This is a genomic window from Paenarthrobacter sp. NPDC018779 (assembly GCF_044391085.1).
In the GTDB taxonomy this organism is placed as follows: Bacteria; Actinomycetota; Actinomycetes; order Actinomycetales; family Micrococcaceae; genus Arthrobacter.
The window spans coordinates 41,911-66,153 of sequence record NZ_JBIRZS010000015.1 but is presented as its reverse complement, the minus strand read 5'-3'; the positions used below and the strand labels follow the sequence as shown (position 1 = coordinate 66,153).

Below are 24,243 nucleotides of genomic sequence, written 5' to 3'. Positions count from 1 at the left end.
CAAAGGCCAGTCCCCGGACCGTGCTACCTCGCCGGTCAGGCTTCCTTGATCACGCGGCTGGTCAGCTGGCCCAGGCCCTCGATGGTGGTCACCAGGACCTGGCCCTCCTGGAGGCAGCGCTTGGGGTTCTGTGCGTGGCCCACGCCGCCGGGGGTGCCGGTGGCGATCACGTCGCCCGGGTTCAGCGTGATGATCGTGGAAATGTAGGAGACCAGGAATTCGGGGGTGAACACCAGATCCGAGGTGGGGGTGGACTGCTGGACTTCGCCGTCCACGGCCGAGGTCATCAGCGGGCCGGGGGTGAATTCGTCCTTGGTGACCAGGGCGGGTCCGAACGGGGTGGACTTCTCCCAGGTCTTGCCCTGCAGCCACTGGATGGTGCGGAACTGGTAGTCGCGCATGGAGACGTCGTTGAGTACGGCGTATCCGGCGATGTGGTCTGCTGCCTCGGATTCGGGGATCCGGCGGCCGGTCCTGCCGATCACGACGGCGAGTTCGGCTTCCCAGTCCACGGTGTCGGACTCCTGCGGCAGCCCCAGGTCGTCGTTCGGACCGGTCAGGGATTCGGCGTACTTCGCGAACAGCGTGGGGTACGCCGGAACATCATGCCCCATCTCTTCTATGTGGTTGCGGTAGTTGTGGCCCACGCAGATGATCTTGCCCGGGTACGGCACTACGGCGGCGAGATCGGCGCCGTTATAGGGGTGCGTTGTGCCCCCAGCTGTCTTCGCCGTGGTCTCCCAGTTGGGGTCTTTCAGCAGGGCCCCGACATCAGAAAAGCCGGGAATCTCCGTCAGGGTGCCGCCGTCCTGCCGGACCGCGGTGGTGACGCCGTTACCAAGGCGGAGGGTGAGTAGTTTCATTGCTAGCTGCGTCCTTCAAACTAGGTGGGGTGCGAAAAGCGTCAGGGTCCTTGGGAGTGACCCTGGCTAGATAGTTCTCAGGCACTCAGCCGAGGTAGCCGCATTCGGCGCCCAAGCGGTTGCAGCTCCCATGCCTGTTCACGCCGTGTAGGGGTCGCTGATGCCGATGTATTGGGTAGTGGTGTATTCGGCGATGCCTTCGGAGCCGCCTTCCCGGCCAAGTCCTGAGTGTTTGACGCCGCCGAAAGGGGCGGCTGCGTTGGAGATGACGCCGGCGTTGAAGCCGACCATGCCGAACTCGATCTGCTCGGCGACGCGCAGGAGCCTGTTGAAATCGCGGGAGTAAAGGTAGGACGCGAGGCCGTACTCGGAGGCGTTGGCGAGTTTGATGGCTTCTTCTTCGGTGGTGAAGGTGGTGATGGGGGCGACGGGGCCGAAGATTTCCTGGCCCAGGATCGCGGCACCGTTGGGCACGTCGGCGAGGACGGTGGGCTGGTAAAAGTAACCGGGCCCGTCCACCGGTGCACCGCCGGTGAGTGCAACCGCTCCGGCGTCGACCGCCGCGGTGACCAGGGCGTGGACGTCGTCGCGGGCGCCACCATCGATCAGGGGTCCGACCTTGGTGTCCGGATCGGTCCCGCGGCCAGTGGTCAGCGCGCCCATCGCCGCGGCGAATTTGCGCGTGAACTCCTGTGCGACAGACGCGTGGACGAGGAAACGGTTGGCAGCGGTGCAGGCCTCGCCCATGTTCCGCATCTTCGCCGCCATGGCACCTTCGACGGCGGCGTCGAGGTCGGCGTCCTCGAACACGATGAACGGGTCGTTGCCGCCGAGCTCCATCGAGGTCCGCAGCACGTTCTGGGCCGCGTCGGCCATCAGACGCTTGCCCACCGGGGTGGAGCCGGTGAAGGAGACCTTCCGCAGCCGGGAGTCCTTCAGCAGCGGCCCGGAAATGCCGGACGCTGAGGCGGAGGAGACGACGTTAAGCACCCCGGCGGGCAGGCCGGCGTCGAGCATGGTCTGCGCGAAGTACTGCGCGGTCAGTGGCGTGAGCTTGGCCGGTTTGAGGACCATGGTGCAGCCCGCGGCGACCGCGGGGGCGACCTTGCGGGTGGCCATGGCCAGTGGGAAGTTCCAGGGGGTGATCAGCAGGCACGGCCCGACGGGTTTGTGCTGGACGAGGATCTTGTTCTTGCCCTCGGGGGTGGTGAGGTAGCGGCCGTAGTCGCGGACGGTTTCCTCAGAGAACCAGCGCAGAAACTCAGCCCCATACGTGACCTCGCCCCGTGCTTCGGCCAAGGGTTTACCCATCTCCAGGGTCATCAGCAGCGCGAAGTCCTCGGCACGTTCGGTGACAAGATCGAAGGCGCGGCGGAGGATCTCGGCCCGCACCCGGGGCGCGGTCCGCGCCCAACTGGCCTGTGCCCTGTCGGCCGCGTCCAGGGCAGCGATAGCGTCCTCGCTCGTGGCCGAGGCGAGGGTAGCGAGCACCTGCCCGGTGGCGGGATCATGCACATCGAACGTGCCGCCGTCGGACGCTTCCCGCCACTTGCCGTCAATCAGCAAGCCGGTGGGCACGGACGCCAGGAGGGAAGTCTCCCGCTCACGCGGGACAGCAGGGGACAGCTCAGAAACAGTCATAAGGAAATCCTTCAAAGGTAGGGTTTTCGAGAGGCTGAAACACCGGAGGTGCGCCTCTAGTAGGCCTTGACTCGTTGTTCGACGACGAGGTGGATGAGTGCGAACACCTTGTCCTCGTCTATGGCTCTGAGTGCGGCGGTGATGGCGTCCGGAATATCGGCGTCGCGTTCGACTTTGATGCCGAAGCCGCCGAAGGCCTGTGCCATCAGAGCGAACTCCGGGTTTTTGAGCTGCGTTCCCGAGACCCGGTCGGGGTAGTGCCGTTCCTGGTGCGTGCGGATGGTGCCGTACTCCTGGTTGTCCATCACGATCACCAAGGGAGTTGCCCCGTACTGGGCTGCCGTGGCCAGTTCCTGACCGTTCATGAGGAATTCGCCGTCGCCGGCGATGGTGACCACACGCCTGCCCGGGTACTCCAGTGAGGCAGCGATTGCGGAAGGAACCGAGTACCCCATGGAGCCGTTGCGCGCGCTGATCATCGACGCATACCGCTGCGTTGGGAAATAACGGTGGGCCCAGTTGGTATGCTCGCCGGCCCCAAGAGTGACCATCGCGTCCGCCGGAAGCGTGGGGACAAGATTTGCCATCAGGGTGTCCATGCGGGCCTGGCCTTCGCTGGGCGCTGCTGGCGGGAGGGCGGCGAAAGCTTCCTGTTCCCCGCGCATCCTCGCTGTCCACGTCTGCCATTCGCTCTTGACCAGGAGCTCGATCTTGGCCAGGTCCCGCACGAACACATCGGGCTTGGCAACGATCTGATAGGAGACAGGGCCGGAACGACCCCGGAGCGACGGGTCGATGGTGACCAGGAAGTTCTTCTTGTTCCAGTCCTGCCGACAGAGGAATCCGTCGGTGATGACATCCCCTGGGACGGTGCCCACGAAAACAAGCAGGTCGGTTTCCTCGAGCAGGTCATATGTGGGGCGGGGCCGTCCGTAGCCGATCGGTCCAACATAGGAGGGGGAATCGAAGGGGACGGTGCCTTCGGTCCGCCATTCGGCAGCTGCGGGGATTTGATGCTTTTCCAGCCAGCGTGTGAGCTGGTCCGCGCATTCCTGTGTCCAGTCATTGCCGCCGGTCACGAAGAGCGGCTTGCTGGACGCGGCCAATGCCTGCGCCAGGGCCTCAGAATCGACCGTTGTCATGCCGCCGGTAGCGACAGGAATCGGCGGGTGGAGTTCTGCGGGGATCTGCTGCCGGATCACGTCCTCCGGCAAGCCAACTACAACCGGGCCGGGCCGGCCGCTCATGGCCGCGAAAAGCGCTTCCGCCACGATCTCCGATGCCCTTTCAGCGTGATCGAGAACCATCACGCGTTTGGCCCCGGTGTCGAACCATGCCTTGATATCGAACTCCTGGAACGCCTCGCGGTCCCGGTGTGCGAAGGGAATCAGCCCGACGAACAGCACCATCGGGGTCGAGTCCTGCCACGCCGTGTGCAGACCCACGTGGGCATTAGCCGCACCAGGGCCCCGGGTCACCATCGCTATACCCGGCAGCTGGTTCATTTTGCCGTCAGCTTCGGCCATGTACGTTGCCCCGCCCTCGTGACGGCAGACAATCGTCTCAATTGGCGAGTCATGGAGGCCGTCCAAGACGTCCAAGAAGCTCTCGCCGGGCACGACGTGGGTTCGTCTGATGCCGTGGGCGACCAAGGTATCGACAATGACGTGCCCGGCCGACTTCCTGCCAGTTTCCGGGGCAACCTGAATGTTCAGAGCGTTTTGCAGCAGTGCTTCAGTCATCGTGCGGCCTTCCTGTTGGTCGCTGCGCGGGCGGCAGAGGGAAGCCGGGCGGGGCACGGGGGAGAAGGGAGCGTCATTGCTTTCCTGTCGGGGAAGGGGGTATCGGAGGTACGGCGAGCCCGCAGGCACCGGGTGCCTGCGGGCTCATGTGCGTGGTTAGCCGTGTGCTACTGACTTGATCAGGTCGAGGGCGACGTCGGCAATCATGTCTTCCTGGCCCCCGATCAGCTTTCGACGGCCTACTTCGACGAGGATGTCTCTGGCGTCCAGGCCGTAGGTGTCGGCTGCCCGCTCGGCGTGGCGAAGGAAGCTGGAGTAGACACCGGCGTAGCCCAGCGTGAGTGTTTGCCGGTCCACCTGCACGGGTCGGTCGTGCAGCGGGCGGACCAGTTCGTCGGCTGCGTCCTGAAGGGCAAAAAGGTCGGTCCCATGCTCCCAGCCTTGTAGGGTGGCAACCGCGGCGAAGGGTTCGATCGGGGTGTTGCCGGCTCCGGCGCCGTGCCCTGCCAAGGAGGCGTCCACCCGGTAGGCGCCCTCTTCGACGGCGACCACTGAGTTCGCCACGGCCAGGGACAGGTTCTGGTGGGCGTGGATGCCGATCTCGGTTTCGGGCCTGAGGGCTTGCCGGTATGCCTTGACCCTTGATCGGACCCCATCCATGGTGAGGCCTCCACCGGAGTCGGTGACGTAAACGCAGTTAGCGCCGTAGGACTCCATCAACAGGGCCTGCTTGACGAGTTCCTCAGCGGGGATCATGTGGGACATCATCAGGAACCCGGAGACATCCATGCCGATTTCCCGCGCCGTGCTGATGTGCTGGGCGGAGACGTCTGCTTCGGTGCAGTGGGTGGCGACGCGAACTGATCGGACGCCCAGGTCGTAGGCGTGCTTGAGTTCCTTGACCGTGCCGATTCCGGGCAGGATCAGGGTCGTCAGGCGTGCGTTCTTCACGACGTCTGCTGCTGCCTCGATCCATTCCCAGTCGGTGTGGCTCCCGGGGCCGTACGTGAGGCTGCTGCCTGCGAGGCCGTCGCCGTGGGAGACCTCGATCGCGTCAACGCCCGCGGCGTCCAGGGCAGCGGCAATCTTTCGTGTGTTATCGATGGAGATCCGGTGCCGGACGGCGTGCATGCCGTCCCTGAGGGTCACGTCCTGAAGGAAGACCTTGGCGGGATTCGTATCGTTGGGGCTGCTCATCGGGTTGCTCCCTCTCGTGCGGTGACCAGGCGTTCGGCGACGCGCAGCGCGGCCGAGGTCATGATGTCCAGGTTGCCGGCGTAGGACGGCAGGTAATGGGCCGCCCCTTCCACCTCCAGGAAGACGCTGACGCGTGTGTAGCTTCCTGTGCGGCGCTCCTCGGGGATAAGGGCCTCGACGTCGGTCCCTTCGTCCTGGAACTGGACGCTTTGCTTAAGCCGGCATCCCGGCACGTATTCGGCCACTGATCCGACCATCTGGGCTACGGATTCCTCGACCGCGGCCCGTCCAGCCTCATCCAGCCGGTCCACCACCCACAGCCGGACCCGGTTGGGGTTCGAGCCCAGGGCGCGTGCTGCGTCGTCGCCCAACTCCAGTTGACGTAGTGGTGGCTCGATGGTGACCGCGAGAGGTATGAGGATGGCCACGATGCAGAGGACGGGAATCAGCTGGTCATTGCTGAGGGCATTCAGTGAGCCGGCGCCCCAGATGGCCGCGCGGATGGAGTCTTCCAGGCTGGCTTTGAGCATGAGCCACGTGTTGAAGGCCCCGAGCATGGCTGACACTCCAATACCCACAATGATCAGGCGGAAGCCGTGGTTGCCGCGGCGGTAAGCAAGCACGTAAACGAGGAGTGCTGTCAGAATGCCTCCCACGAGTGAACCTGCCGCTACCTGGTAATAGCCGCCGCCCACCAGCAACATACTTATCAGCGCGCCGGTATATGAGCCCGAAGCGAAGCCGATGATGTCCGGGGAGCAAAGGGGATTGCGGGTGAGCGATTGGAAGATGGCTCCCGATATTCCCAGGGCCGCTCCAAAGAGTATTGCCAGCAGGGCACGTGGCAGTCGCCATTCGAGGATCACCATGGTGGTTCCGCCTTTGCCGTTCCCAGTCAAAGTGCGGAGGACATCGTCCAGGGGGATCACGTAGGTACCGGTGGCCAGGGCCAGGAGCAAAAGCACTGCAGCCAGGGCCAGGCAGATCACCAGGACGACGACGGTGCGAAGATCCAGGCGCAGGGACCATAGCCGGGTCCTGGTCCTGATCACGCGGCGGCCGAAGTCCACGGTTGCGGTCGGGGATGCCCGGAGGTTGCTCACAGCGCGCTCACTTTCCTGCCGCGGGCCAGGAGGATGAGAACGGGCGCGCCGATGAAGGCTGTCACTATTCCGACTTCGAGCTCCTGGGGCGCCAGAACCACTCGTCCTGCAACGTCGGAAAGTGTCAGGAGGATGGGTGCGCAGATGATCGTATAGGGGATGATCCAGCGCTGGTCAGGGCCGACAAACTACCGGACAACGTGCGGGACCATGAGCCCCACGAATCCTATGGGCCCCACGGCCGCAGTGGCTGCACCGGCAAGCAACGTCACGGCAATGATGACGATCGCCCTTGTTTGCACAATGTGCGCCCCGACCGCCCGTGCCAGGTCCTCGCCCAACGCGATGGCGTTCAGTGGCCGGGACGCGAGCATGGCGAGGCACAGGCCCGCAACGATGAAAGGCACGACGGCGGTCAGGATGTCCCAGCCCCGGCCCGCCAAGGAGCCAGCCGCCCAAAACCGCATGGAATCAAAGGCGCTCGGATTGAGGAAGGTGACGCCGGACGATATGCCGCCCAGCAGTGCGCCCACAGCTACACCAACAAGGGTCAGTCGGATCGGCGTTGGCCCGGCGCGCCTCACGGAGCCGAGCGCGTAGACCGTGACGGTGACCAGGATTGCACCAGCAAACGAGAGCCAGAGGTAGTTGGTGATCGAGCTGGTGCCAAAGAACGCCACGCCGATGGTGACGGCGAAGCCCGCGCCGGCGTTGACGCCAAGGATCCCGGGATCTGCCAGGGGGTTTCTTGTCAGGGCCTGGATGAGTGCCCCCGCGACACCGAGGGCTGCTCCCACAAGAACTGCCAACATGGTTCGGGGCATGCGAAGTTCCCGGACTATGAAGCCGGCCTCGGATCCATCTCCTGTAAACAACGCGTCCCAGACTGTGCTGACGGGAAGACTCTTGGCTCCCACAGCCAGACTGGCCAGGACGCACAGCGCCAGAATGGCGAGGCAGGCAAGGAATCCGGTGGCCCGGGTGGCATTGGCCTTGGCAAGGCCAGCGGGGCCGGCAGCCACGGACACCGCTGGGGTGGCCGTGGCCGCTTTGACGACTGAGGTCACGAGGACGAGCCGCTCTTTACCGCCTCGACCCCGTCCAACAACGCATCAATGTCGTTGAGGTTTTCCAGCGCCCAACCGTAGGATCCAGTTGCCGAACGGTCAATGTTCGGGAAAACCAGGCCGCTTTTCACAGCGTTCAGGTTTTGCCAGATCACGTTGTCCGCGAGGGTGGTCCGTGGGTCGTCCTTCGCTTGATAGAACAGCACGTCAGCGTTGTTGATCCGGCCAAGTTCTTCGTAGGAGAACCAGTTTGGGAAACCGGCAGGATTGATTTCGTCGCTCTGTTGTTCGCGGTACCTTGCACCTAGATCGCTCCAGACGCCACCGGTGAAGTGTGTGCTTGCGTAAGTGCCCCAGGTGGCTTCCTGCGAAGGCACGAAAACGGCCATGGTCTTGTCCGTGAGGAAGTCCTTATGCTCTGCTTTGACCTCGTTGAGGCGGGCCAGGTACTTCTCCCGGATGGGTTCGAGCGTGTCCACGTGCTTGACGATTTCGGCGACTTGGTCGGAACGGGTCTTCCAGCTCAGGGCATCCCTCGCCGTGAAAGTCACGATGGGGGCGATTTTCTCAAGTTGTGGTCGGAGCGGATCGTTCATGGGCAGGAAGTCATCTGTAGCCAGAATGACATCGGGCTGGGCTTTGGCGACGGCTTCGACATTGAGTTCGTAGTACTCACCAATGGATTCGGCGCCGGAGCTCTTGATAGCTGATGTGTAGGCCGTCGGAATGGCTTTGCCTTCGGTGTCCGTGAAGTAGGTGTTCACCACGCCCACTGGAGTCACGCCGGCGTCGATCAAGGCGGCCGGTGTGTAGAAGTCCACCGAGACGACGCGTTTGATGGTGCCCGGCAGTTCAACGCTGCCCAAGTCATTGGTGAACGTCCAACTCTGGCTGGTTTCGGTATCCTCCGCCGACGCCGGTGCGCAGGCAGAAAGCACGAGCAGTGCCAGCGTCGCGGCCGCAATGGCCGCCAGAGGACGGCGGCCCGCGGCGGTCCTGTTGGAGCCACGGTTCTTGGGGTAGTTGTTGCTCTGGTGGGAGCGGCGCGCGAGGTGCGGCGTCATGGGGTCCTTTCGGCAGAAAGCCCCCGCGCTCTTCTGGGCGCAGAGGCAGTGTTCCTGTAAGGGGAGCCTTACCTAAATAAGCTACCGGCGGGGACATCAGGGTATGGCGCCATGCTGTACTGCTTTTGTGACACAGCTACGTTAGTTGCGTCACCTCGGCGCCCTCGCCAAACGATCTGAAGTACGCCGCCGGTGTATGCCCGGTTACTTGGCGGAACAGGTCGATGAAGGTACTCGGGTTGGCATAACCCAGCCGACGCGCTACGGCGACCACTGGTACACCGCCGCCAATATCGATCAGGGCCACCCGGACGCGGGCAAGGATCCGCCACTGGGTGAGGCTCAGCCCGCTATCAGCCTTGAACCTGCGCATCAGCGTGCGGCTGCTGATGTTGAGGGAATAGGCCCAGTCAGCGGCGGTCCTGTCATCTCCGGGATGGGTCAGGATGAAGTCGGTGATCCGGCGAAGGGCGGGATCGTTGGGGGCGGGCATTTCGAGTGCTGCTGTATGGGCTGGCTTGACGAGGTCGATGGCCACCTGTTGCAGGCGCAGCCTCTTCGGGTCTGGCATCAGCTCCAGGTGGTTAACCATGAGAACTTCCTTCAAGGCCGGTGTCAGCGGGACGCCGGAGATGCGCTCCCACGCGCCGGGCTCTGTGGCTCCGGTCTTGATGTAGGTGGCGCACGTGACCGCCCCGGGTTTTGCGCGCACCCGATGGGGCATTCCCGCAGGAATCCAAATGCCGAGGACCGGCGGCACGAGCCATAGTTGGCCGGCCGCTTCCACGGTCACGTTGCCCGTGGTGGACCACAACAGTTCATGTTCGACGTGTGCCTCTGTTGGCCACTGATTGTCGGTACCGCTGGAGAACGTACGGGACGTCAGCAGCCAGTCATCCTTAACCATGGGTTCCGTCAAGGCAGGGGCCACCCCTGGATCAAGGAGTGGGGTACTCCTCAGGACCGGGGCGCCCCACAGGCGCACCGGGCTGGCTCCCAGGTCCGTCACACAACCACTGTAGTAGTTACCTCGGGGGATGCAGTCAGCCCGGGCGAGAGGCCCGCGCCTACCGCATGACCCCAGCGTCGTGACCCTCCGATGCGCGGTGGCCTTGTGCTGGACTTCATTGGGTGAAAGCCTTGCCCGCATCCCGAGGGAGAACAGCTCGTGACCAAGTATTTAGTCCGCCTTTTGAGCTGTCGCGGCAGGGTGCTGTTGGGTCAGGGGCAGCTGAGGGTACCGGTGAGGGGTTGGCCTGTCCAGGAGTTCGTTGAGTTGGGGACTTTGTAGTAACCGCGGATTTGGTAGGTCCAGGTGCCCGTGAGGTTGCTGGCGTTCTGGACTCCGGAGTTATAGGACTTTCCGGCTGTCTTGCTCAGGTCGCCCGTGAACTGGACGACGCCGTCCGGGTCGATGATTTTCAGCTCGTGGTAGTTCGCGAACGCGACGTTGGCGTAGGTTCCGACGCTGATCTTCACTTGGCCGAACCAGAGGAAAGTGTCACAGGATTTGGTGACGGTGACCGTGTTCGCTGCGGGGGCGGGGATTCTGGCCGCGGTGACGGCCGTGGCGGCGGTTTCGGTGTCGTTGAACTTCGCGTGGGCCGGTGAAAGCTGCACACCCAGGATCAGGAACGCTGCGGCGAGGACGATGGCCGGTATCTGCCAGATGATGCTTTTGCCGTGCATGCGTTTTCCGTCCCCCGGGTGCTGCTCTTGTGATCCGCTTCCAGTGTGTCCGGCGAGGCTCAGGAAAGACCTGGGTGAACACTCAAGGTCCGCTCAAGAACCTTCGAGCATTCAGGGATGGAGAGCAATTTCCATCCCGTTGGCTGGCCCGGGCTAGCGAGCGGGGCCATGGACCCGGTGGGCAGGAGTGACCTCGGTAGGCGTGGTGGTTCAGACGCTTCGGAGCTGCTGGCTGTGCAGCAGTTCGACGGACTCGTCAGGGACCTGGACCGGTTTGCTCACTGGGGATTGGGTGTCATCAAGGAACACTCGGTAGTACATGCCCTTCCGGTGTGACTCCACCCTGTACACGTGCGGCATCCACTGATGCCCAAGGATTGCCTCCACCCATGCCTCGCACTCTTGTGGGACAAGTGTTGTCAAGGTGCCGGTTTGACGGCGGTGTCCTGCCATGCCAATGGTCACGCAACAGCCACTCACTTCCGGGGAAGGGCTGAACCGCCTCACGTCCTCAAGATCTGCCACGACTGTGAGGTTGGTTCCCTGGCCGGTCACCGAGGGCACGGGGCCGATCCGGCCCAGTCGCCGGGCTGTGTGGATCCCGGACGGCCCGGGTGCACTGAAGTGAAGTTCCCGCATCACCTCATCCATGGCAGGGCCGTGGGCGGCCCGGATGCGGTGGCTAAGTTCTGAAGTGCCGTTCACGGCCCCTCCTTCGGGGAACTGTTCCTTGTGCCTTCACCCTGTTCCGCGGGGATCAAGGCAAGGTGCTGAACTTCCTCAAGACTTGCTCAAGAAACGGCCCAAGGCCCGGCCGGAAGGGCAAACAGGCCGGACCCCCGGGGCGTGAGGGCCGGAATCGCCCTGGTTACTTGGTGGTTTCGGTGCGTTGGGTGCCGGTGAAGGAGAAGGCGATGGTGGAGGTGGCGCCTTGGAAGGTGTTGTCCGCGGTGGTCGGGAACGCGGTGGTGACCTTGAGGTTGTCAGTTTTGGACGAGGTCAGGGAGGTCAGGTTGTTCAGGACCTTGTTCGCGCCGATCACCGGGGCGGAGGCCAGCACGGTGGTCTTGGTCCCGCCGCAGGTGTAGGGGGCGGCTGACCCGGTCCACGGAACGGAGCAGTTCTCGATGGTCAGCTGCAAACCGTTGGTCGTGTCGGTGGTCAACAGGGAGGCGGTGGCGCCGGCGGAGGTGGTGAGGGTGACGTTGTTCAGGTCCGAGTTGCCGGTGTTGGCGAGGGTGACGAGTTTTTCGACCTTGTCACCGGGCAGCAGGCCCGCGACCGGGACGTTCAGGGTGTTCGATGCCCCGGTGCCCAGGGCGATGGTCACGGTCCCGGCGGTCACGGCCTGCGAAGCGGAGGTGGAGGAAGTGAAGGCGCCGTAGGTGCCCATTCCGGCGACGGCGGCTGCGGTGCCGACCAGTGCGACGGAGGCGAGGATCTTTCCGGAGGTGGTCTTGATGCTGATGGCCATGTGAATCAGTGTCCTTTTCAAAGTGGCCACCGTTTCCCCGGACGGCCGTTTCCTTGTTTTCCAGCCCTTACCGGCTGACAAGAAATACTCTGACGGCCCCACCTCAAGACAGAACGCTGCAAACCCACAGCACCGCGTCAGGAAAACCTCAAGACTTCCTCAAGCCCCACCAGCCCCAATAACCGCTCCACGAACAAGCTTTTGGTTGCGGCTTGCGCCCCAGGACCCTACTGCTGAACGGGGTCGGGGCTCGTTGCCCCTTGGCTGGTTGCTATGTCGAACAATGCTTGGCGTAGTTCGCGGTAGCGTTCGGGGCCAAGTGCCTCGGACCAGCGTTCTTCTGTAGCGGCGATGATGTGCAGCGAGAAGTCCACGGCCGCTTGGCCTTGCTGGGTCAGGGTCACTATTTTGGCGCGCTTGTCCGCCGGGTCGCCAGTAAAGCCAACATAGCCCTCGCGTTGCAGATAGTTCATGAATTGGCCGATTCCGGCCTTGGTGATGGTGGCGCGTTCGGCCAGTTCGGTCAGGCGGATTCCTTCCGGCGGGATCAGGGACATCACCCGGTAGTGGGAGGGCCGGAGACCCGGGATGGCCCGTGGCGTACAGAGGCGGAGGTGTACGCCTCGGAACTCGCGGATGCCATGCCTGCAGGCGGCCGGCTTCCCAAGGTCTACAGCATTGTGGAGGCGGACGGGCAGCGTACTGCGATCTGGATGGAGGACGTCTCCGAAAGCCCCGACGCTGAATGGAATGACGCGAGGTTCCGGGACGCGGCCACCCTGCTCGGCAGGCTAGCGGGAAGCACGGAGGTCAAGGACCGAGGGCCGGCGCTTTCCCGGGAAAGGGACGCGGACAAGATGCGCTTCTTCCTCAAAGGAGTGGGCGCCATGCTGCTCATACCGGGTATTCAAGGCGACGACCTCTGGAAAATCCCAGCCGTGGCCGAAGTCGCGGATCCGCGACTGATTGACCGCCTGCGCTCGCTCACCGTCCGGGCTCCGGAGCTCATGGAAGAGATGATCGCCCTTCCGGCCCTGCCTGCGCACGGAGACGCCAGCCCACAGAACCTCCTGATCGGGGACACCGGCGGCCCCGAAGGGTCCACAGACTTCACTGTCATCGACTGGGGCCTGTACGGCGGGGCCTGTGCCGGTTTTGACCTTGGCCAGTTACTGGCCGGCCTGGTTAATCAGGGTGCCATGAGCGGGGAAGAGTTGTACCGGCCGGAACCGTTGTGCCTTAAGCGTACTGCGAGGGCTAGGCCGAATCCGGCGTCGAGACCCCCGAGGCCCAAGTGCGTCGGGGACACGCGGCATCCATGGCCCTCTTTACGGGACTCTCAGCGGTCGCCACCCAGCGGCTGTCAGAACCCGACTCCGACGAACTCCGCACCCTCGTGGCCGGACGTGTACATATGGCCCGCTTCGTACTCGACCTTCTGGCATCCACGGATTGACCTGACAGGGGCGTTGCCCGGCCATGAGGTGCCCGGGCGGTGGGGCTTCGTCTTCATGTCAGCGAACGGCATCTGCCTGCTCCCGCCAGGAGACCGTAGACTTTCAGCATGCCAATCGTGCTCCCCGCCCCGGACAATCACGCCCACCTGCACACGCCCGTGCGGGATGGAGGTGAACTGTGAGCGGAGGCCTCGTCGCGCTGTTGGATGATGTCGCTGCCCTGGCTCGACTGGCGGCCGCGTCTGTCGATGATGTGGCGGCCGGTGCCGCGAAAGCGGGTGCCAAGGCTGCCGGCGTCGTGATTGATGACGCCGCGGTGACCCCGCAGTATGTGTCCGGAGCGGACCCGTCCCGGGAACTGCCCATGATCCGGAAGATCTTTTGGGGCTCGCTGAGGAACAAACTGCTGGTCATCCTGCCGGCGCTGCTGTTGGTGAGCACTTTCGTCCCGGGGATCATTCCAGTGATCCTCCTGTTGGGTGGCACCTACCTTTGTTATGAGGGCGCCGAGAAGGTCTGGCACAAGCTCCGGGGACACTCCGAGGAGGGTCATGGCCCGGCCGTGGACCGAGGACCCGAAGCGGAAGCCAAGGTCACGCGAGGCGCGATCACCACCGACTTCATCCTCTCCTGCGAGATCATGGTCATCGCGTTGAATGAAGTAGCTGCCGAGTCCTTGTGGGTCCGGGCGTTCATCCTGGTTGTCGTCGCCATCATCATCACCGCGGCCGTGTACGGGGCTGTGGCACTGATCGTCAAGATGGACGATATTGGGCTTCATTTGACCACCAAAGACTCTCCGGCAACGCAGAGGACTGGACGACTGCTGGTCGCCGCCATGCCGAAGGTGCTCTCCGTGATCACCGTCGTCGGCACGATCGCGATGCTCTGGGTGGGTGGCCATATCCTGCTGCAGGCCGCCCACGACCTCGGCTGGCACCTGCCCTACGACCTGGTCCACGCGCTGGAATCACCCCTCGCCGGAATCCCGGCAGTGGGCGGCGCGCTGGCGTGGTTGGTCAATACGCTGTGCTCGGCTGTACTCGGCATCATTTGGGGTTCGGCCGTCATGGTTGTAGTCCAAGCAGTGTCGCGCGTGCTGCCGTTCGGAAAGAAGAAAGCAGAGCACTAAAGAGGGCTTGAGCCAAGTCTGACCGATCCTTATACCGGGTGGCTCCGAATCACCCGCATGACGAAGCACAGCCGCAGGATCAGGGGCGCCAAGGGTATGGCAGCGCTCGCAGGGGTGGTCTCGGCCGCCGTCGTACTCGCCGTCGCGGAGCTGGTGGGCGCGTTCTTCACCGCCAGGGCAACGCCGTTTTTTGCCCTGGGGTCTACGTTCATTGATTTCACGCCGTCGTGGTTGAAGGATTTCGCGATCGCGACGTTCGGTACCAATGACAAGGTTGCCCTCTTTGTCGGGATGGGCCTGACCATCGCGGTCCTCGCCTGCGTCCTCGGCGTTGTCGCGTACCGGAAGTGGGCCCTCGGCGTCCTGGGTGTGCTGTTCATGGGCGCGGTGATTGTCGCTTGTGTCCTGACCCGGGCCGGCGTGCAACCCGTGGACGCCATCCCGTCGGTGGCGGGAACCGTGGCTGGGCTGGTGGCGCTGCGCCTGCTTCTCCGGCCGTTGTGGCGGTTGAAGTCCTGGCCGGAGGTCCCTGCGGACATGGCGGCCGACGCCGACGGGACGGATCGTTCGGCCGTCACCAGCCGCCGTCGTTTCTTCGCCGCTGCCGGGGTAGCCGCTGTCGCGGCCGGTATCGCCGCCACCGGTGGCCGGTTGCTGAGTGCGGCCCGGAACAACATCGCCCAGGCTCGGGAAGCACTCAAGCTTCCGGCCCCTCGCAGGGCTGCGGCCGCGGTCCCCGCGGATGTGCAGTCCCCGGTGAAGGGCGTCTATCCGTGGTTGACGCCGAATAAGGATTTCTACCGGATCGACACGGCATTGAGTGTTCCCGAGGTCAACTTCGAAGACTGGGCACTAAGGGTCCATGGAATGGTCGAAGAGGAAATCACGCTCACTTTCCAGGACCTGCTCGACGCCGATCTGATCGAATCGCATGTCACCCTCACCTGTGTTTCCAACCCGGTGGGCGGGAAGCTGGTGGGCAACGCGAAGTGGCTGGGCATGCCCCTGCGCGACGTCTTGGCCAAAGCCCGGCCGAAGGACGGCGCAGACATGGTCCTTTCCCGCTCGATCGACGGCTTCAGCGCTTCCACCCCCTTGGACGTCCTCCAGGAGGACGACCGGGATGCCATGCTGGCCATCGGCATGAACGGCGAGCCCCTGCCGGTGGAGCACGGCTATCCCGTACGCATGGTGGTGCCCGGACTGTATGGCTTTGTCTCAGCTACCAAGTGGGTGGTTGACCTGGAGATAACCCGCTTCGCGGACAGCAAGGCGTACTGGACGGAGCGGGGATGGTCCGAGCGTGGACCCATCAAGACCATGGCACGGGTGGATGTCCCGGCATCCTTCGCGAAACTACCGGCAGGAAAGGTTGCTGTTGGCGGTTCCGCTTGGGCCCAGACCCGCGGCATCACCAAGGTCGAAGTACAGATCGACGACGGCGACTGGGTGGAAGCGACGCTGTCTGCCGAAGCGTCCACCATCACATGGCGTCAGTGGTCCTACGAGTGGGACGCCACCCCAGGCATCCACTATGTCAAGGCTCGTGCGACGGACGGCACCGGCGAGGTGCAGACGGACAAACGCGCCGATCCCGTACCCGACGGAGCCTCCGGCTGGCCTTCCGTCATGGTCACCGTCGAGTAACTGTTGGCGGCGTTGATCACCGTTGCCATGCTCGCGGCCAAGACTGATCCGGCACGGCCCGCCGCCCAAGAGACGTCTCCGTCGAGGCGGTATTCGATGATCGTGAGCGCTTCGCTGTCGTTGCCATGACCGAGGCTCGTCTGGTGCAGGTTGAGAATTTCGACGTCGATGTTCTGCGCCGCCAGCGCCGCAGTCAGGGCTTCGACGGGGCCAACTCCTGTATGGGTGCTTACATGCTCTTTACCGCGGATACGGAGGTTGAGGCACGTGGTGCCGTGACCGGCATTATCGGTGGTGTCGTAGCCGCAGAGTTCGACGGCGGCGGTACCTGCGTTGCTGAGGTAGCTGCGCTGGAAGATCTCCCAGATTTCGGTGGCGGTAATCTCGGCGCCGGAATCATCGGTGTGCTGCTGGACGCGTCGGGCGAAGTCGATTTGCAGGCGCCTCGGCAGTTCAATCCCGTACTCCGTTTCGAGCAGGTAGGCGATTCCGCCCTTGCCGGACTGGGAGTTCACGCGGATAACGGCGTCGTAACTGCGCCCGATATCGGCCGGGTCGATTGGCAGATAGGGAACCTGCCACGCTATGGCCGATTCAGCCTGCCCCTCGGCCTTGGCGCGAGCCTGGTGCTCGGCGAAGCCCTTCTTGATGGCGTCCTGGTGGGTACCGCTGAACGCCGTGTGCACCAGGTCGCCGACGTACGGATGCCTGGGGTGCACGTCTATCCGGTTGCAGTATTCCACCGTGCGGCGGATCTCGTCGATGTCCGAGAAGTCGATCATCGGGTCGACGCCTTGTGCGTGAATGTTCAAAGCCAATGTTGCGATGTCGACGTTGCCGGTGCGTTCTCCGTTTCCGAAGATGCAGCCTTCCACTCGCTGGGCGCCGGCGAGCACCGCCAGCTCTGCGCATGCGATCCCCGTGCCTCGGTCGTTGTGGGGGTGTACGGAGAGGATGACACTGTTCCGCCGGGCAAGGTTCTTGTGCATGTACTCGATCTGGTCCGCATAAACGTTGGGCGTCGCGATTTCGACGGTTGCGGGCAGGTTGAGGATCACGGGACGCTCCGCTCGGGCGTCCCAAAGCTCGGTCATCGCGTTGCAGACATCGAGCACGTAGTCGGGCTCGGTGAGGTTGAAGACCTCGGGTGAGAATTCGAACCTGACGTTTGGCATATCGCCGGCGGCGTCGAGGACGTCCCGGCCACCCCTGAGTATGAGTTCTTTCAGGTCAGCGGGGTTGTATCCGAGCACCATGTTCCGCCAGGCCGGTGCGGTCGCGGTGTACATGTGGATAACGACGTCGTTGCGGATGCCCCTGATCGATTCAACGGTTCGTTTGATGAGGTCGCGCCGGGTCGGCGTGAAGACCACGATGGTGACATCTTCCGGGGCGATGTCCGTATCGGCAATCAGGCGCACGAAGTCATAGTCGGTCTGCGATGCAGAGGGGTAGCCCACCTCGATTTCCTTGTAGCCCATGGCGACCATCAGTTCGAAGAAGCGACGTTTGCGTGCAGGGTTCATCGGCTCCGCAAGGGCTTGGTTGCCATCACGCAGATCGACCGGAACCCACAGCGGCGCGGCCGTCAATCGTTTCGTCGGCCAGTCCCGTTCGGTGAGCGGCACTTCCACCCGTGAATACACATCGGAATAGCGGTGGGAAGGCATCTGGGAGTGACGCTGCAGGTTCCACGTTGGAGCAGAACTGGGCACTGCGCCTGCGGGAGTAGAGATGCGGGGGAAAGCTGAAGCTGTCATCGGTCGGTTTCCTTCGTGTTCAGATCAAGGGACCGGCGCATGCTTCAGCTCCACGGAGGGGAGCCGGTCTTGGTCAGGCCCCGCCGTGGCAGCGAAGAAGAAGGAACTCGATGGAGAACATGGGTAGACTGTAACACAACACCTCAGACAAGCTGAGTAGTAAGGAAATTCTTATGGCGCAGGTCAAGCGCGTTTCACTGGCAGATCAGGCCGCAGAAATTCTCCTTGGTCGGGTGAAATCGGGGGAGTGGAAGCTCGGCGAGAAGCTGCCCGGAGAAACGACCCTGGCCCCGCAACTCGGCGTCGGCCGTTCCACGGTCCGCGAGGCCATCCGTCAACTGGCGGGGCGTGGCGTGCTCGACTCACGACAGGGCGCGGGCGTTTTCGTCACCGCGCTGGATGTCTCGGACGAGTGGGATGAGGTGCTTCGCCGTGCCGATATCGTCGCAGTGGTCGAAGCCCGCATTGCCATCGAGACAGAAGCGGCAGCACTGGCAGCAGAACGCCGTACCCCGGCCGATTTATCAGCGATCCGTCGCGCCCTTGCCCTCCGTGACCAGCAACGCGATGACCCGGTGCAGCTTGTTGACGCGGACACCGCCTTTCACCGCGCGATCGTCGCCGCTGCCCACAACCCGATCCTCACCGAATTGTTCGATGGGTTCACTCCGCGGCTCCGGCACGCGATGGTTGAACTGCTCCACATCAGAAAGAACCACGCCGACGACGCAGACCACAAGGTGCACGCAGATCTGCTGCAAGCAATAACCGAGCGCAACGCCGCGGATGCAGTCCAAAAGAGCCGGGCGCACTTGCTGAAAATCAAGGACGCGCTCACCTGACGGGCGCGCTCACCTGACGGCCGCGCGCGAACGCGCCGGCCGCCGTCGTGTTCTTTCCGGCCGCAAGACCGTTGGCCCGCCGACGCCTACATACTTGCGCGCTGGAAATCCACCGCCAGGATCGCCCGCGAAAGCGTGACGGCCCGGTCGGCCAACACCTCCAGTTCGGCGTCGTCGCAATCGGCTGGAGCCCACCGTGTGGCGCCCTCCAGCAGGGTCATGACCACCCGGACATGTTCCTCGGCGTCGGGGCAGCCCATGTCCCGCGCCGCCGCGATGTACATCTCCTCGTGCAGGGTGACCCAGTCATCAACCTGGGCCCGCAGGTCCTTGGGCAGGACTCCCGCCATCCTGTCCGTGGCAACCAGGAGATCCCACAGATTGCTCTCCGGGAGCCTTACCTGCCTGGTGAAGTGGAGTTTGACCATGGCATCCCAGAACTCCTCGGCATTGCCCGCCGGAGCAACGGCCTCGAGCAGGGCGACACCAAAACGGTGGAAGTGCCAGCGCAGGGATTCGGCAACGATCTCGTCCCGGCCGTCCGGGAAGTGCGAGTAGAGGCTCGGCGGCTTGATGTTGACGGCGTTGGCGATGGTCCGCATGGAAACGGAGTTGAAGCCGTTGGCGATTGCGAGTTCCAAGAAGGCTTCAAGGATGTTCTGCCGGCCCGCCCTTTGGCCCGTCCAGTTCCATTCCTTCAGTTGCGATTCGAAGGCGCGGGAGGCGGATTCGTAGGACCTGTCGCTCATAATGAGCCATCCTAACAGTCGTTAGCTTTTGTCCGCTTTGAAGCCAAAAAACTCTTCCCTAACGTCTGTTAGTTAGGTACGCTGGAAATGGCATCAGGCAGTAACGCTGCCGGTGCATCTCAAAGCGTTTGAGCGGGAAGAGAACAGCAATGGTCACCGAAAACACGAGCCTGGGGGCCACTCGGAACAACAACGTCATCCTCGGAAGCGGTCTTTCCGGAATGGTTGCCGCGTACATCGGCGCACGGGCGCTGGAAGACAACGCCGCGCAGGATGAGGCTTGGCAGGCGCAACTCGCGTTCCATTCCAGGCCATCCCGGCGGCTGCGCCACAGAAAGACCACATCGGGCGGACCTGGCCCGGCACTGGCATCCTGAACCGCCAACCCAGAGAGAACCCCCCAATGTCAGCAGAAGTATTGTCTCCGTGGCCGAATGAGACCCCGCGCGAAACCAACCGCGTCCGCGAGCTCTTCCTGATGCAACCCCATGCCGACCTCAGCGGCATCCGTCCCATGGTGGCCCGTTCCTGGTACAGGAGCCGCGCGGCCGGTGTGGATGCCTTCGCGGACAGGGGTTTCTACGACGAAGGGCGGGTAGACGAGTACACGATCGCTGCGGCCGGCCCGCACCTGCAGAAGCTGGATGAGGTGGCCGCCGATCTGGGTGGCTACGTCAACATCACCGCCCCGAACGGAGTGCTGGTCAAGGCCAACTTCCTGCGGGATGACGGGTTCCCCGCCGGGTACTCCTTGCTGGAGGAAAGCTGTGGGAGCAACGGCGAAGGCCTCGCACTGGAGGAGGGGCGGGGAGTGTGGCTGGCCCCGGAAGAACACTTCCGTGAGGACATGCGCGGCAACTGGTGCTTTGCTTCCTTGGTCCGGGACCCGTTCCATAACCGTGTGCGGGCCGTGATCGGGCTGACGCTCCCGGCAAACCGGGTCAGCACGCTGGAACCGTCGTCCACCCTGCTCATGCTGGAAGGCGTTGCATCTCGGATCGAGCGGGACATCGAGGTCCGTACGTCCTCCAAGGAGCGGGCACTCCTCAGCGAGTACCTCAGGATTTCGCGCCGCCGGGGCAACCGGGCCGTGATCGCCGTCGACGGCAAGAACTCGCTCCAGAACGCCTCGGCGACAGCCACGCTGGTGGACAGCGATTTCTCGATCGTCTCCGGCTACGCCAAGGCAGTAATGTCCTCCGGTCGAGAGATGAACTGCGAAGTCATGCTCCAAGGGCCAGGCTTGTCCACGTTGGAAATATCCCCTGTGACGCTGTCCGCTGCAAACGTCGGGGCGATCGTCGTGGTCCGGCCCCATGCCCCGGCCAAGGACCGCGCCATCACCCCCACAAGCGCACCGCTCCAGTTGGCCTCTGCTCCGCAAGGGACCGCAGAGCGGCTGCTCAAGCACGTTGACGGCACCAGTACTGAGTTCAAGCGCACCCTCAACCTGGCCCGGAAAGCCGTTGACCAGGACAGATCCGTGGTGATGATCGGTGAAGTCGGCAGCGGAAAGCTGCGGTTGGCCGGTGCCATCGCCGCCCTGCGGGGTGGGCAGATGGTGGTGGACGCCCGCAACGGAGACCTCAGGAACGCCTCGCTCCGGGACGTCCTGCACAGGGTGGCCACCGAGCTTCCCTCAACATTGATCGTGGAGCACGCCGATGAGCTCTCCCAGAACGAAGCCAGTGAGATCGCCCGCAACCTTCGGGGCAACGCCGCCACCAAGCTGATTTTCACCATCACGCGCCCCACGGATGCCACCCTCCTGCTTTCGGAAGCCTTCGATGTCCTGGAGGTTTCCGTGGCGCCCTTGCGCAACAGGCGCGAGGATATCCCCCAACTGGCCAACGCCATCGCGGAAGAGCTGGGGGAGCGGAAGCTGTCCCGGCGGCTCATCACCACCCTGACCCACGCCGACTGGCCCCGAAATATCGACCAGTTGCGCGCGGTGGTCTCCAACGCCGTCGAACGTGCAGAAGGTGCGGAGGTCACCCTGGACGACCTGCCGCAGGGTTTCCACCGCGTCCTGACCAAGGGTAGGCTGTCCCGCCTGGAGGATGCGGAACTCAGCGAACTGCGTACGGCGCTCCAGGAAGCGGGCGGCAACCGCAGCCTTGCGGCCGAAACCCTGCAGATCGGGCGCTCCACCCTGTACCGGCGCATGGACTACTTCCGCAGCCGCGGCTTCGACCTCTGATTCCACGCAGCAGCAGCCGACCTCCCAAGGGGCCGGCTGCTGCGCGCTGCCCACCAACTAAAGAGGCCCGACGGCGGGTGGCTGCTTGCGCTGCCCGGCGGCGCTCCGGCGTCGGAAGGCCCGACGGCGGGTGGCCTCTTCGCGCGTCCGCGGCCCCGACCTCCAGGCGCTGGGACAGTGTCCCACCGAGGTGTCTCGATCTGGCACGGATGGCCGCCCCGATATCGCGTTGTACTGGAAATCACCCGACACCGGCACCCGTCCCAAGGAGTGTCCGGCAGGACCGAGGGTACCAACACGAACAGGACGACTGACTATGACCCGCGATGCCCAGGGAACCATTCTTGTGGCCCCTCACCATTTCCCGGACCTGGACCGTGAGCACGCGCTCGCGGAGGAGTTCGGTTACACACTCAACCCCGCGGCGGACACTGACGCCTTCCGCGACGGGCTGGCCGAAGCCGACATTGTGATGATCACCCCCTACGCCAAGCTCACTGCGGCGGACTTCCCGCTGATGGCCAAGTGCCGTGCAGTCATCCGGTACGGGATCGGCTACGACAACATCGACGTCGCCGCGGCCACCGACGCGGGCATCCCCGTCTCGATCGTTCCCGGCACGGCGTCAGAGGAAGTCGCCTCCCACGCCTTCGCGATGGGCCTGGCGCTGGCCCGCCGCCTGCCCGCCGGCAACGCAGCGATCAACAACCTCGGCTGGGCCGGAACCATCGGCTACGACACCCCAGTCCTCTCCGAATTGGAAGTCGGCGTCCTGGGCATGGGACGCATCGGCCAGCACGTAGCCCGCATGTACTCGGCCGTCGGCGCCCGGGTCCGCGCCTACGATCCGTTCGTCACGGACAGCTTCGTGGAGATGGCCGGGCTGGAAGACATCCTGGAGAATTCCGACGTCGTTTCCCTCCACCTGCCGCTGAACGACGAGACGGCGAACCTCATCTCCATCGATGTCCTCGCCAGGATGCGCAAGGGCACCGTGATCGTCAACGTGTCCCGCGGCGGGCTCATCGACGAGGCCGCGCTCGCCGAGGCCCTGGCCTCGGGTCACATCGCAGGCGCCGGCATCGACACCTTCGCCCAGGAACCGCTCGCCGCTGACCACCCCCTGCGCACGGCACCCAACGCCATCCTCACCCCGCACATCGCCTGGCGTTCCAACCGGTCGACGGGCGCCCTGCAGGACGGCGCTGTGGAGCGGGTCCGCCTCGCGCTGACCGGCCAGCCACTCATCGACCTCGTGAACTGAAACAACTCGTGAACTGAAACGACTTGTGAACTGAAGAGACTGGAGAAACCCAACTTGGCAACCACCAATCATCTTGAAGACCTCGCTGCTTTGCAGAACCCCGTAGAAGATCCGCACCTACGCCGTGGGCCTCGCGGTTTTCCGCTGCTGCCCGGCGGCTACGGCCGCTCAACGTACTACACCGGCGCTCCGAGCCCCTACGCCATCAAGGGCGAGGGCTACCGGGTGTGGGACGACCGCGGCCGTGAACTGATCGACGCGAACAACAACTTCACCTCCCTGATCCACGGAAACGCCCACCCGGAAATCACCGAAGCCGCCACCAAGGCGCTCACCACCGGGGCGAGCTGGGGGATCCCGAACCTTTACGAATGGGAGTTGGCCGAACTCCTGCTGGGCCGCCTCCCGGAGTTGGACCAGGTCCGCTTCGCGAACTCCGGCACCGAAGCCGTCATGTCCGCGATCCGTATCGCCCGGGCCAGCACCGGCCGTGAACGCGTCATTGTTACCAAGGGCGGTTACCACGGAACGTCCGAGGTTGCCCTGGTCCCGGGCGGACCGTCCTACCAGCGTGGCGTGACCCGAGGCGTGATCGACGACGTCACTGCGGTGCCGCTGAACGACGTCGAATTCCTGCGCCAGGCGGTTGAGGCCGCTCCGGACGCGTACGCCGCCATCATCCTGGACCTGCTGCCCAACCGTGCCGGCCTGCTGACGATCAATAAGGAATTCGTTCGGACGGCCAGGGAACTTGCAACGCAGTACGGCATCGTCCTGATCATCGACGAGGTCATCAGCCTCCGTCTTGGCTACAGCGGCTTCAGCGGTGAGTACGGGGTTTCCCCGGACCTGCTGACCACGGGCAAGCTCATCGGCGGCGGATTCCCCGTTGGCGCGGTCTGTGGCAAGGCCGAGCTCATGGCCGAAGTGGACCCGACGCGCCCGGGCAGCCTCCCGCACGGCGGCACTTTCTCCGGCAACCCGGTGAGCATGGCCGCCGGTTCCGTTGCACTACGCCTCTACACCGAAGCAGAGGTCACGCGCTTGAACCAGCTGGGCGACAATGCCCGCGAAACGGTCAACGCCAGGATTGCCGACGCCGGCTGGGAGATTCGCGGCCACGGCTCGCTCCTCCGCGCGGTTCCTGCCGGTGCGGAGAAAGTGGACGAGCACACCCAGCACAGGCTGTGGTGGGCCTCCTACGAGCGCGGACTGCTCGGCTCCCCGGCTAACCTGCTGTCCCTGTCCACCCCCATGGACGAAAAGGTGGTGGCCGACATTACCGACCGCCTGGCCGACGCTGTCCTGGCAGTCGCCTCGGAGGCTCCCACTACGGAAGGTGCCAAGTAACC

21 protein-coding genes and 1 pseudogene are annotated in these 24,243 nt (G+C 64.1%); 8 read left to right on the top strand and 14 right to left on the bottom strand.

The annotated features are described in order from the left end of the window. Window positions 1-35: 35 nt before the first annotated feature. From ACH488_RS15430 to ACH488_RS15375, 12 genes and pseudogenes are all read right to left on the bottom strand, one after another. Complete coding sequence (locus tag ACH488_RS15430) at window positions 36-863, bottom strand: fumarylacetoacetate hydrolase family protein (RefSeq protein WP_397325436.1); 828 nt, start codon at window positions 861-863, stop codon at window positions 36-38. Between the two features lie 138 nt (window positions 864-1,001). Then, window positions 1,002-2,504 (bottom strand): NAD-dependent succinate-semialdehyde dehydrogenase, encoded by a 1,503-nt coding sequence (locus ACH488_RS15425; RefSeq protein WP_397325435.1) that lies wholly within the window; start codon window positions 2,502-2,504, stop codon window positions 1,002-1,004. A 56-nt stretch (window positions 2,505-2,560) separates the two neighbouring features. After that, window positions 2,561-4,246 (bottom strand): thiamine pyrophosphate-dependent enzyme, encoded by a 1,686-nt coding sequence (locus ACH488_RS15420; protein ID WP_397325434.1) that lies wholly within the window; start codon window positions 4,244-4,246, stop codon window positions 2,561-2,563. A 156-nt stretch (window positions 4,247-4,402) separates the two neighbouring features. Beyond that, window positions 4,403-5,443 (bottom strand): 4-hydroxy-2-oxovalerate aldolase, encoded by a 1,041-nt coding sequence (dmpG, locus tag ACH488_RS15415; RefSeq protein ID WP_397325433.1) that lies wholly within the window; start codon window positions 5,441-5,443, stop codon window positions 4,403-4,405. Then, complete coding sequence (locus ACH488_RS15410) at window positions 5,440-6,546, bottom strand: iron chelate uptake ABC transporter family permease subunit (RefSeq protein WP_397325432.1); 1,107 nt, start codon at window positions 6,544-6,546, stop codon at window positions 5,440-5,442. The genes dmpG and ACH488_RS15410 overlap by 4 nt, the downstream gene beginning before the upstream one ends. Beyond that, window positions 6,543-7,568, bottom strand: a pseudogene (locus ACH488_RS15405) (iron chelate uptake ABC transporter family permease subunit). Before ACH488_RS15405 ends, ACH488_RS15410 begins: the two are co-directional and overlap by 4 nt. A 41-nt stretch (window positions 7,569-7,609) precedes the next feature. Continuing rightward, complete coding sequence (locus ACH488_RS15400; RefSeq protein WP_397325431.1) at window positions 7,610-8,677, bottom strand: ABC transporter substrate-binding protein; 1,068 nt, start codon at window positions 8,675-8,677, stop codon at window positions 7,610-7,612. 136 nt (window positions 8,678-8,813) lie between these two features. Next, the gene (locus ACH488_RS15395) at window positions 8,814-9,686 is read right to left on the bottom strand and encodes an AraC family transcriptional regulator (protein WP_397325430.1); all 873 of its coding nucleotides are present in this window, start codon (window positions 9,684-9,686) and stop codon (window positions 8,814-8,816) included. Window positions 9,687-9,898: 212 nt separating this feature from the next. Beyond that, complete coding sequence (locus ACH488_RS15390) at window positions 9,899-10,366, bottom strand: hypothetical protein (RefSeq protein WP_397325429.1); 468 nt, start codon at window positions 10,364-10,366, stop codon at window positions 9,899-9,901. Between the two features lie 210 nt (window positions 10,367-10,576). Next, a complete protein-coding gene (locus ACH488_RS15385; protein WP_397325428.1) occupies window positions 10,577-11,071 on the bottom strand; it encodes a hypothetical protein in 495 nt (164 codons plus the stop codon). Window positions 11,072-11,234: 163 nt separating this feature from the next. After that, window positions 11,235-11,840, bottom strand: coding sequence for a TasA family protein (locus ACH488_RS15380; protein ID WP_397325427.1), 606 nt, complete (start codon window positions 11,838-11,840; stop codon window positions 11,235-11,237). A 227-nt stretch (window positions 11,841-12,067) separates the two neighbouring features. Beyond that, window positions 12,068-12,397 carry a MarR family winged helix-turn-helix transcriptional regulator gene (locus ACH488_RS15375; protein ID WP_397325426.1) on the bottom strand — a complete coding sequence of 110 codons (330 nt, stop codon included), beginning with the start codon at window positions 12,395-12,397 and terminating at the stop codon, window positions 12,068-12,070. 761 nt (window positions 12,398-13,158) lie between these two features. On the opposite strand from ACH488_RS15375, the gene ACH488_RS15370 reads away from it, so the two are divergent. From ACH488_RS15370 to ACH488_RS15360, 3 genes are all read left to right on the top strand, one after another. After that, window positions 13,159-13,296, top strand: a complete 138-nt coding sequence (locus tag ACH488_RS15370) for a hypothetical protein (RefSeq protein ID WP_397325425.1) — start codon at window positions 13,159-13,161, stop codon at window positions 13,294-13,296. A 179-nt stretch (window positions 13,297-13,475) separates the two neighbouring features. Next, window positions 13,476-14,429, top strand: coding sequence for a DUF808 domain-containing protein (locus ACH488_RS15365; protein ID WP_397325424.1), 954 nt, complete (start codon window positions 13,476-13,478; stop codon window positions 14,427-14,429). A 57-nt stretch (window positions 14,430-14,486) separates the two neighbouring features. Continuing rightward, complete coding sequence (locus ACH488_RS15360; protein WP_397325423.1) at window positions 14,487-16,076, top strand: molybdopterin-dependent oxidoreductase; 1,590 nt, start codon at window positions 14,487-14,489, stop codon at window positions 16,074-16,076. Here the strand turns inward: ACH488_RS15360 and ACH488_RS15355 are convergent. After that, the gene (locus ACH488_RS15355; RefSeq protein WP_397325422.1) at window positions 15,962-17,836 is read right to left on the bottom strand and encodes a 2-isopropylmalate synthase; all 1,875 of its coding nucleotides are present in this window, start codon (window positions 17,834-17,836) and stop codon (window positions 15,962-15,964) included. The two genes, ACH488_RS15360 and ACH488_RS15355, sit on opposite strands and share 115 nt — an antisense overlap. Before the next feature lie 173 nt (window positions 17,837-18,009). Here ACH488_RS15355 and ACH488_RS15350 point away from each other — a divergent pair, with 173 nt between their 5' ends. Beyond that, window positions 18,010-18,678: a FadR/GntR family transcriptional regulator gene (locus ACH488_RS15350; RefSeq protein WP_397325421.1), complete on the top strand. Its 669-nt coding sequence runs from the start codon at window positions 18,010-18,012 to the stop codon at window positions 18,676-18,678. An 86-nt stretch (window positions 18,679-18,764) separates the two neighbouring features. Here the strand turns inward: ACH488_RS15350 and ACH488_RS15345 are convergent, their stop codons facing one another. Continuing rightward, complete coding sequence (locus ACH488_RS15345) at window positions 18,765-19,427, bottom strand: TetR/AcrR family transcriptional regulator (RefSeq protein ID WP_397325420.1); 663 nt, start codon at window positions 19,425-19,427, stop codon at window positions 18,765-18,767. 149 nt (window positions 19,428-19,576) lie between these two features. Here ACH488_RS15345 and ACH488_RS15340 point away from each other — a divergent pair, with 149 nt between their 5' ends. From ACH488_RS15340 to ACH488_RS15325, 4 genes are all read left to right on the top strand, one after another. Further along, window positions 19,577-19,804 carry a hypothetical protein gene (locus ACH488_RS15340; protein WP_397325419.1) on the top strand — a complete coding sequence of 76 codons (228 nt, stop codon included), beginning with the start codon at window positions 19,577-19,579 and terminating at the stop codon, window positions 19,802-19,804. A 26-nt stretch (window positions 19,805-19,830) separates the two neighbouring features. Beyond that, a complete protein-coding gene (locus ACH488_RS15335) occupies window positions 19,831-21,627 on the top strand; it encodes a sigma-54-dependent Fis family transcriptional regulator (protein ID WP_397325418.1) in 1,797 nt (598 codons plus the stop codon). Window positions 21,628-21,943: 316 nt separating this feature from the next. Continuing rightward, entirely contained in the window at window positions 21,944-22,891 is a 948-nt protein-coding gene (locus ACH488_RS15330) for a C-terminal binding protein (RefSeq protein WP_397325417.1), read from the top strand. Between the two features lie 54 nt (window positions 22,892-22,945). After that, window positions 22,946-24,241 carry an aspartate aminotransferase family protein gene (locus ACH488_RS15325; RefSeq protein ID WP_397325416.1) on the top strand — a complete coding sequence of 432 codons (1,296 nt, stop codon included), beginning with the start codon at window positions 22,946-22,948 and terminating at the stop codon, window positions 24,239-24,241. Window positions 24,242-24,243: the final 2 nt, after the last annotated feature.

Bases quoted from the DNA above. Each gene is read 5' to 3' on its own strand.
- ACH488_RS15390 (WP_397325429.1), bottom strand. From the start codon at position 10,366: ATGCACGGCAAAAGCATCATCTGGCAGATACCGGCCATCGTCCTCGCC.
- ACH488_RS15380 (WP_397325427.1), bottom strand. From the start codon at position 11,840: ATGGCCATCAGCATCAAGACCACCTCCGGAAAGATCCTCGCCTCCGTC.
- ACH488_RS15400 (WP_397325431.1), bottom strand. From the start codon at position 8,677: ATGACGCCGCACCTCGCGCGCCGCTCCCACCAGAGCAACAACTACCCC.
- dmpG (WP_397325433.1), bottom strand. From the start codon at position 5,443: ATGAGCAGCCCCAACGATACGAATCCCGCCAAGGTCTTCCTTCAGGAC.
- ACH488_RS15335 (WP_397325418.1), top strand. From the start codon at position 19,831: ATGTCAGCAGAAGTATTGTCTCCGTGGCCGAATGAGACCCCGCGCGAA.
- ACH488_RS15340 (WP_397325419.1), top strand. From the start codon at position 19,577: ATGGTCACCGAAAACACGAGCCTGGGGGCCACTCGGAACAACAACGTC.
- ACH488_RS15350 (WP_397325421.1), top strand. From the start codon at position 18,010: ATGGCGCAGGTCAAGCGCGTTTCACTGGCAGATCAGGCCGCAGAAATT.
- ACH488_RS15370 (WP_397325425.1), top strand. From the start codon at position 13,159: ATGGCCCTCTTTACGGGACTCTCAGCGGTCGCCACCCAGCGGCTGTCA.
- ACH488_RS15330 (WP_397325417.1), top strand. From the start codon at position 21,944: ATGACCCGCGATGCCCAGGGAACCATTCTTGTGGCCCCTCACCATTTC.
- ACH488_RS15360 (WP_397325423.1), top strand. From the start codon at position 14,487: ATGACGAAGCACAGCCGCAGGATCAGGGGCGCCAAGGGTATGGCAGCG.
- ACH488_RS15420 (WP_397325434.1), bottom strand. From the start codon at position 4,246: ATGACTGAAGCACTGCTGCAAAACGCTCTGAACATTCAGGTTGCCCCG.
- ACH488_RS15425 (WP_397325435.1), bottom strand. From the start codon at position 2,504: ATGACTGTTTCTGAGCTGTCCCCTGCTGTCCCGCGTGAGCGGGAGACT.
- ACH488_RS15345 (WP_397325420.1), bottom strand. From the start codon at position 19,427: ATGAGCGACAGGTCCTACGAATCCGCCTCCCGCGCCTTCGAATCGCAA.
- ACH488_RS15375 (WP_397325426.1), bottom strand. From the start codon at position 12,397: ATGTCCCTGATCCCGCCGGAAGGAATCCGCCTGACCGAACTGGCCGAA.
- ACH488_RS15430 (WP_397325436.1), bottom strand. From the start codon at position 863: ATGAAACTACTCACCCTCCGCCTTGGTAACGGCGTCACCACCGCGGTC.
- ACH488_RS15355 (WP_397325422.1), bottom strand. From the start codon at position 17,836: ATGACAGCTTCAGCTTTCCCCCGCATCTCTACTCCCGCAGGCGCAGTG.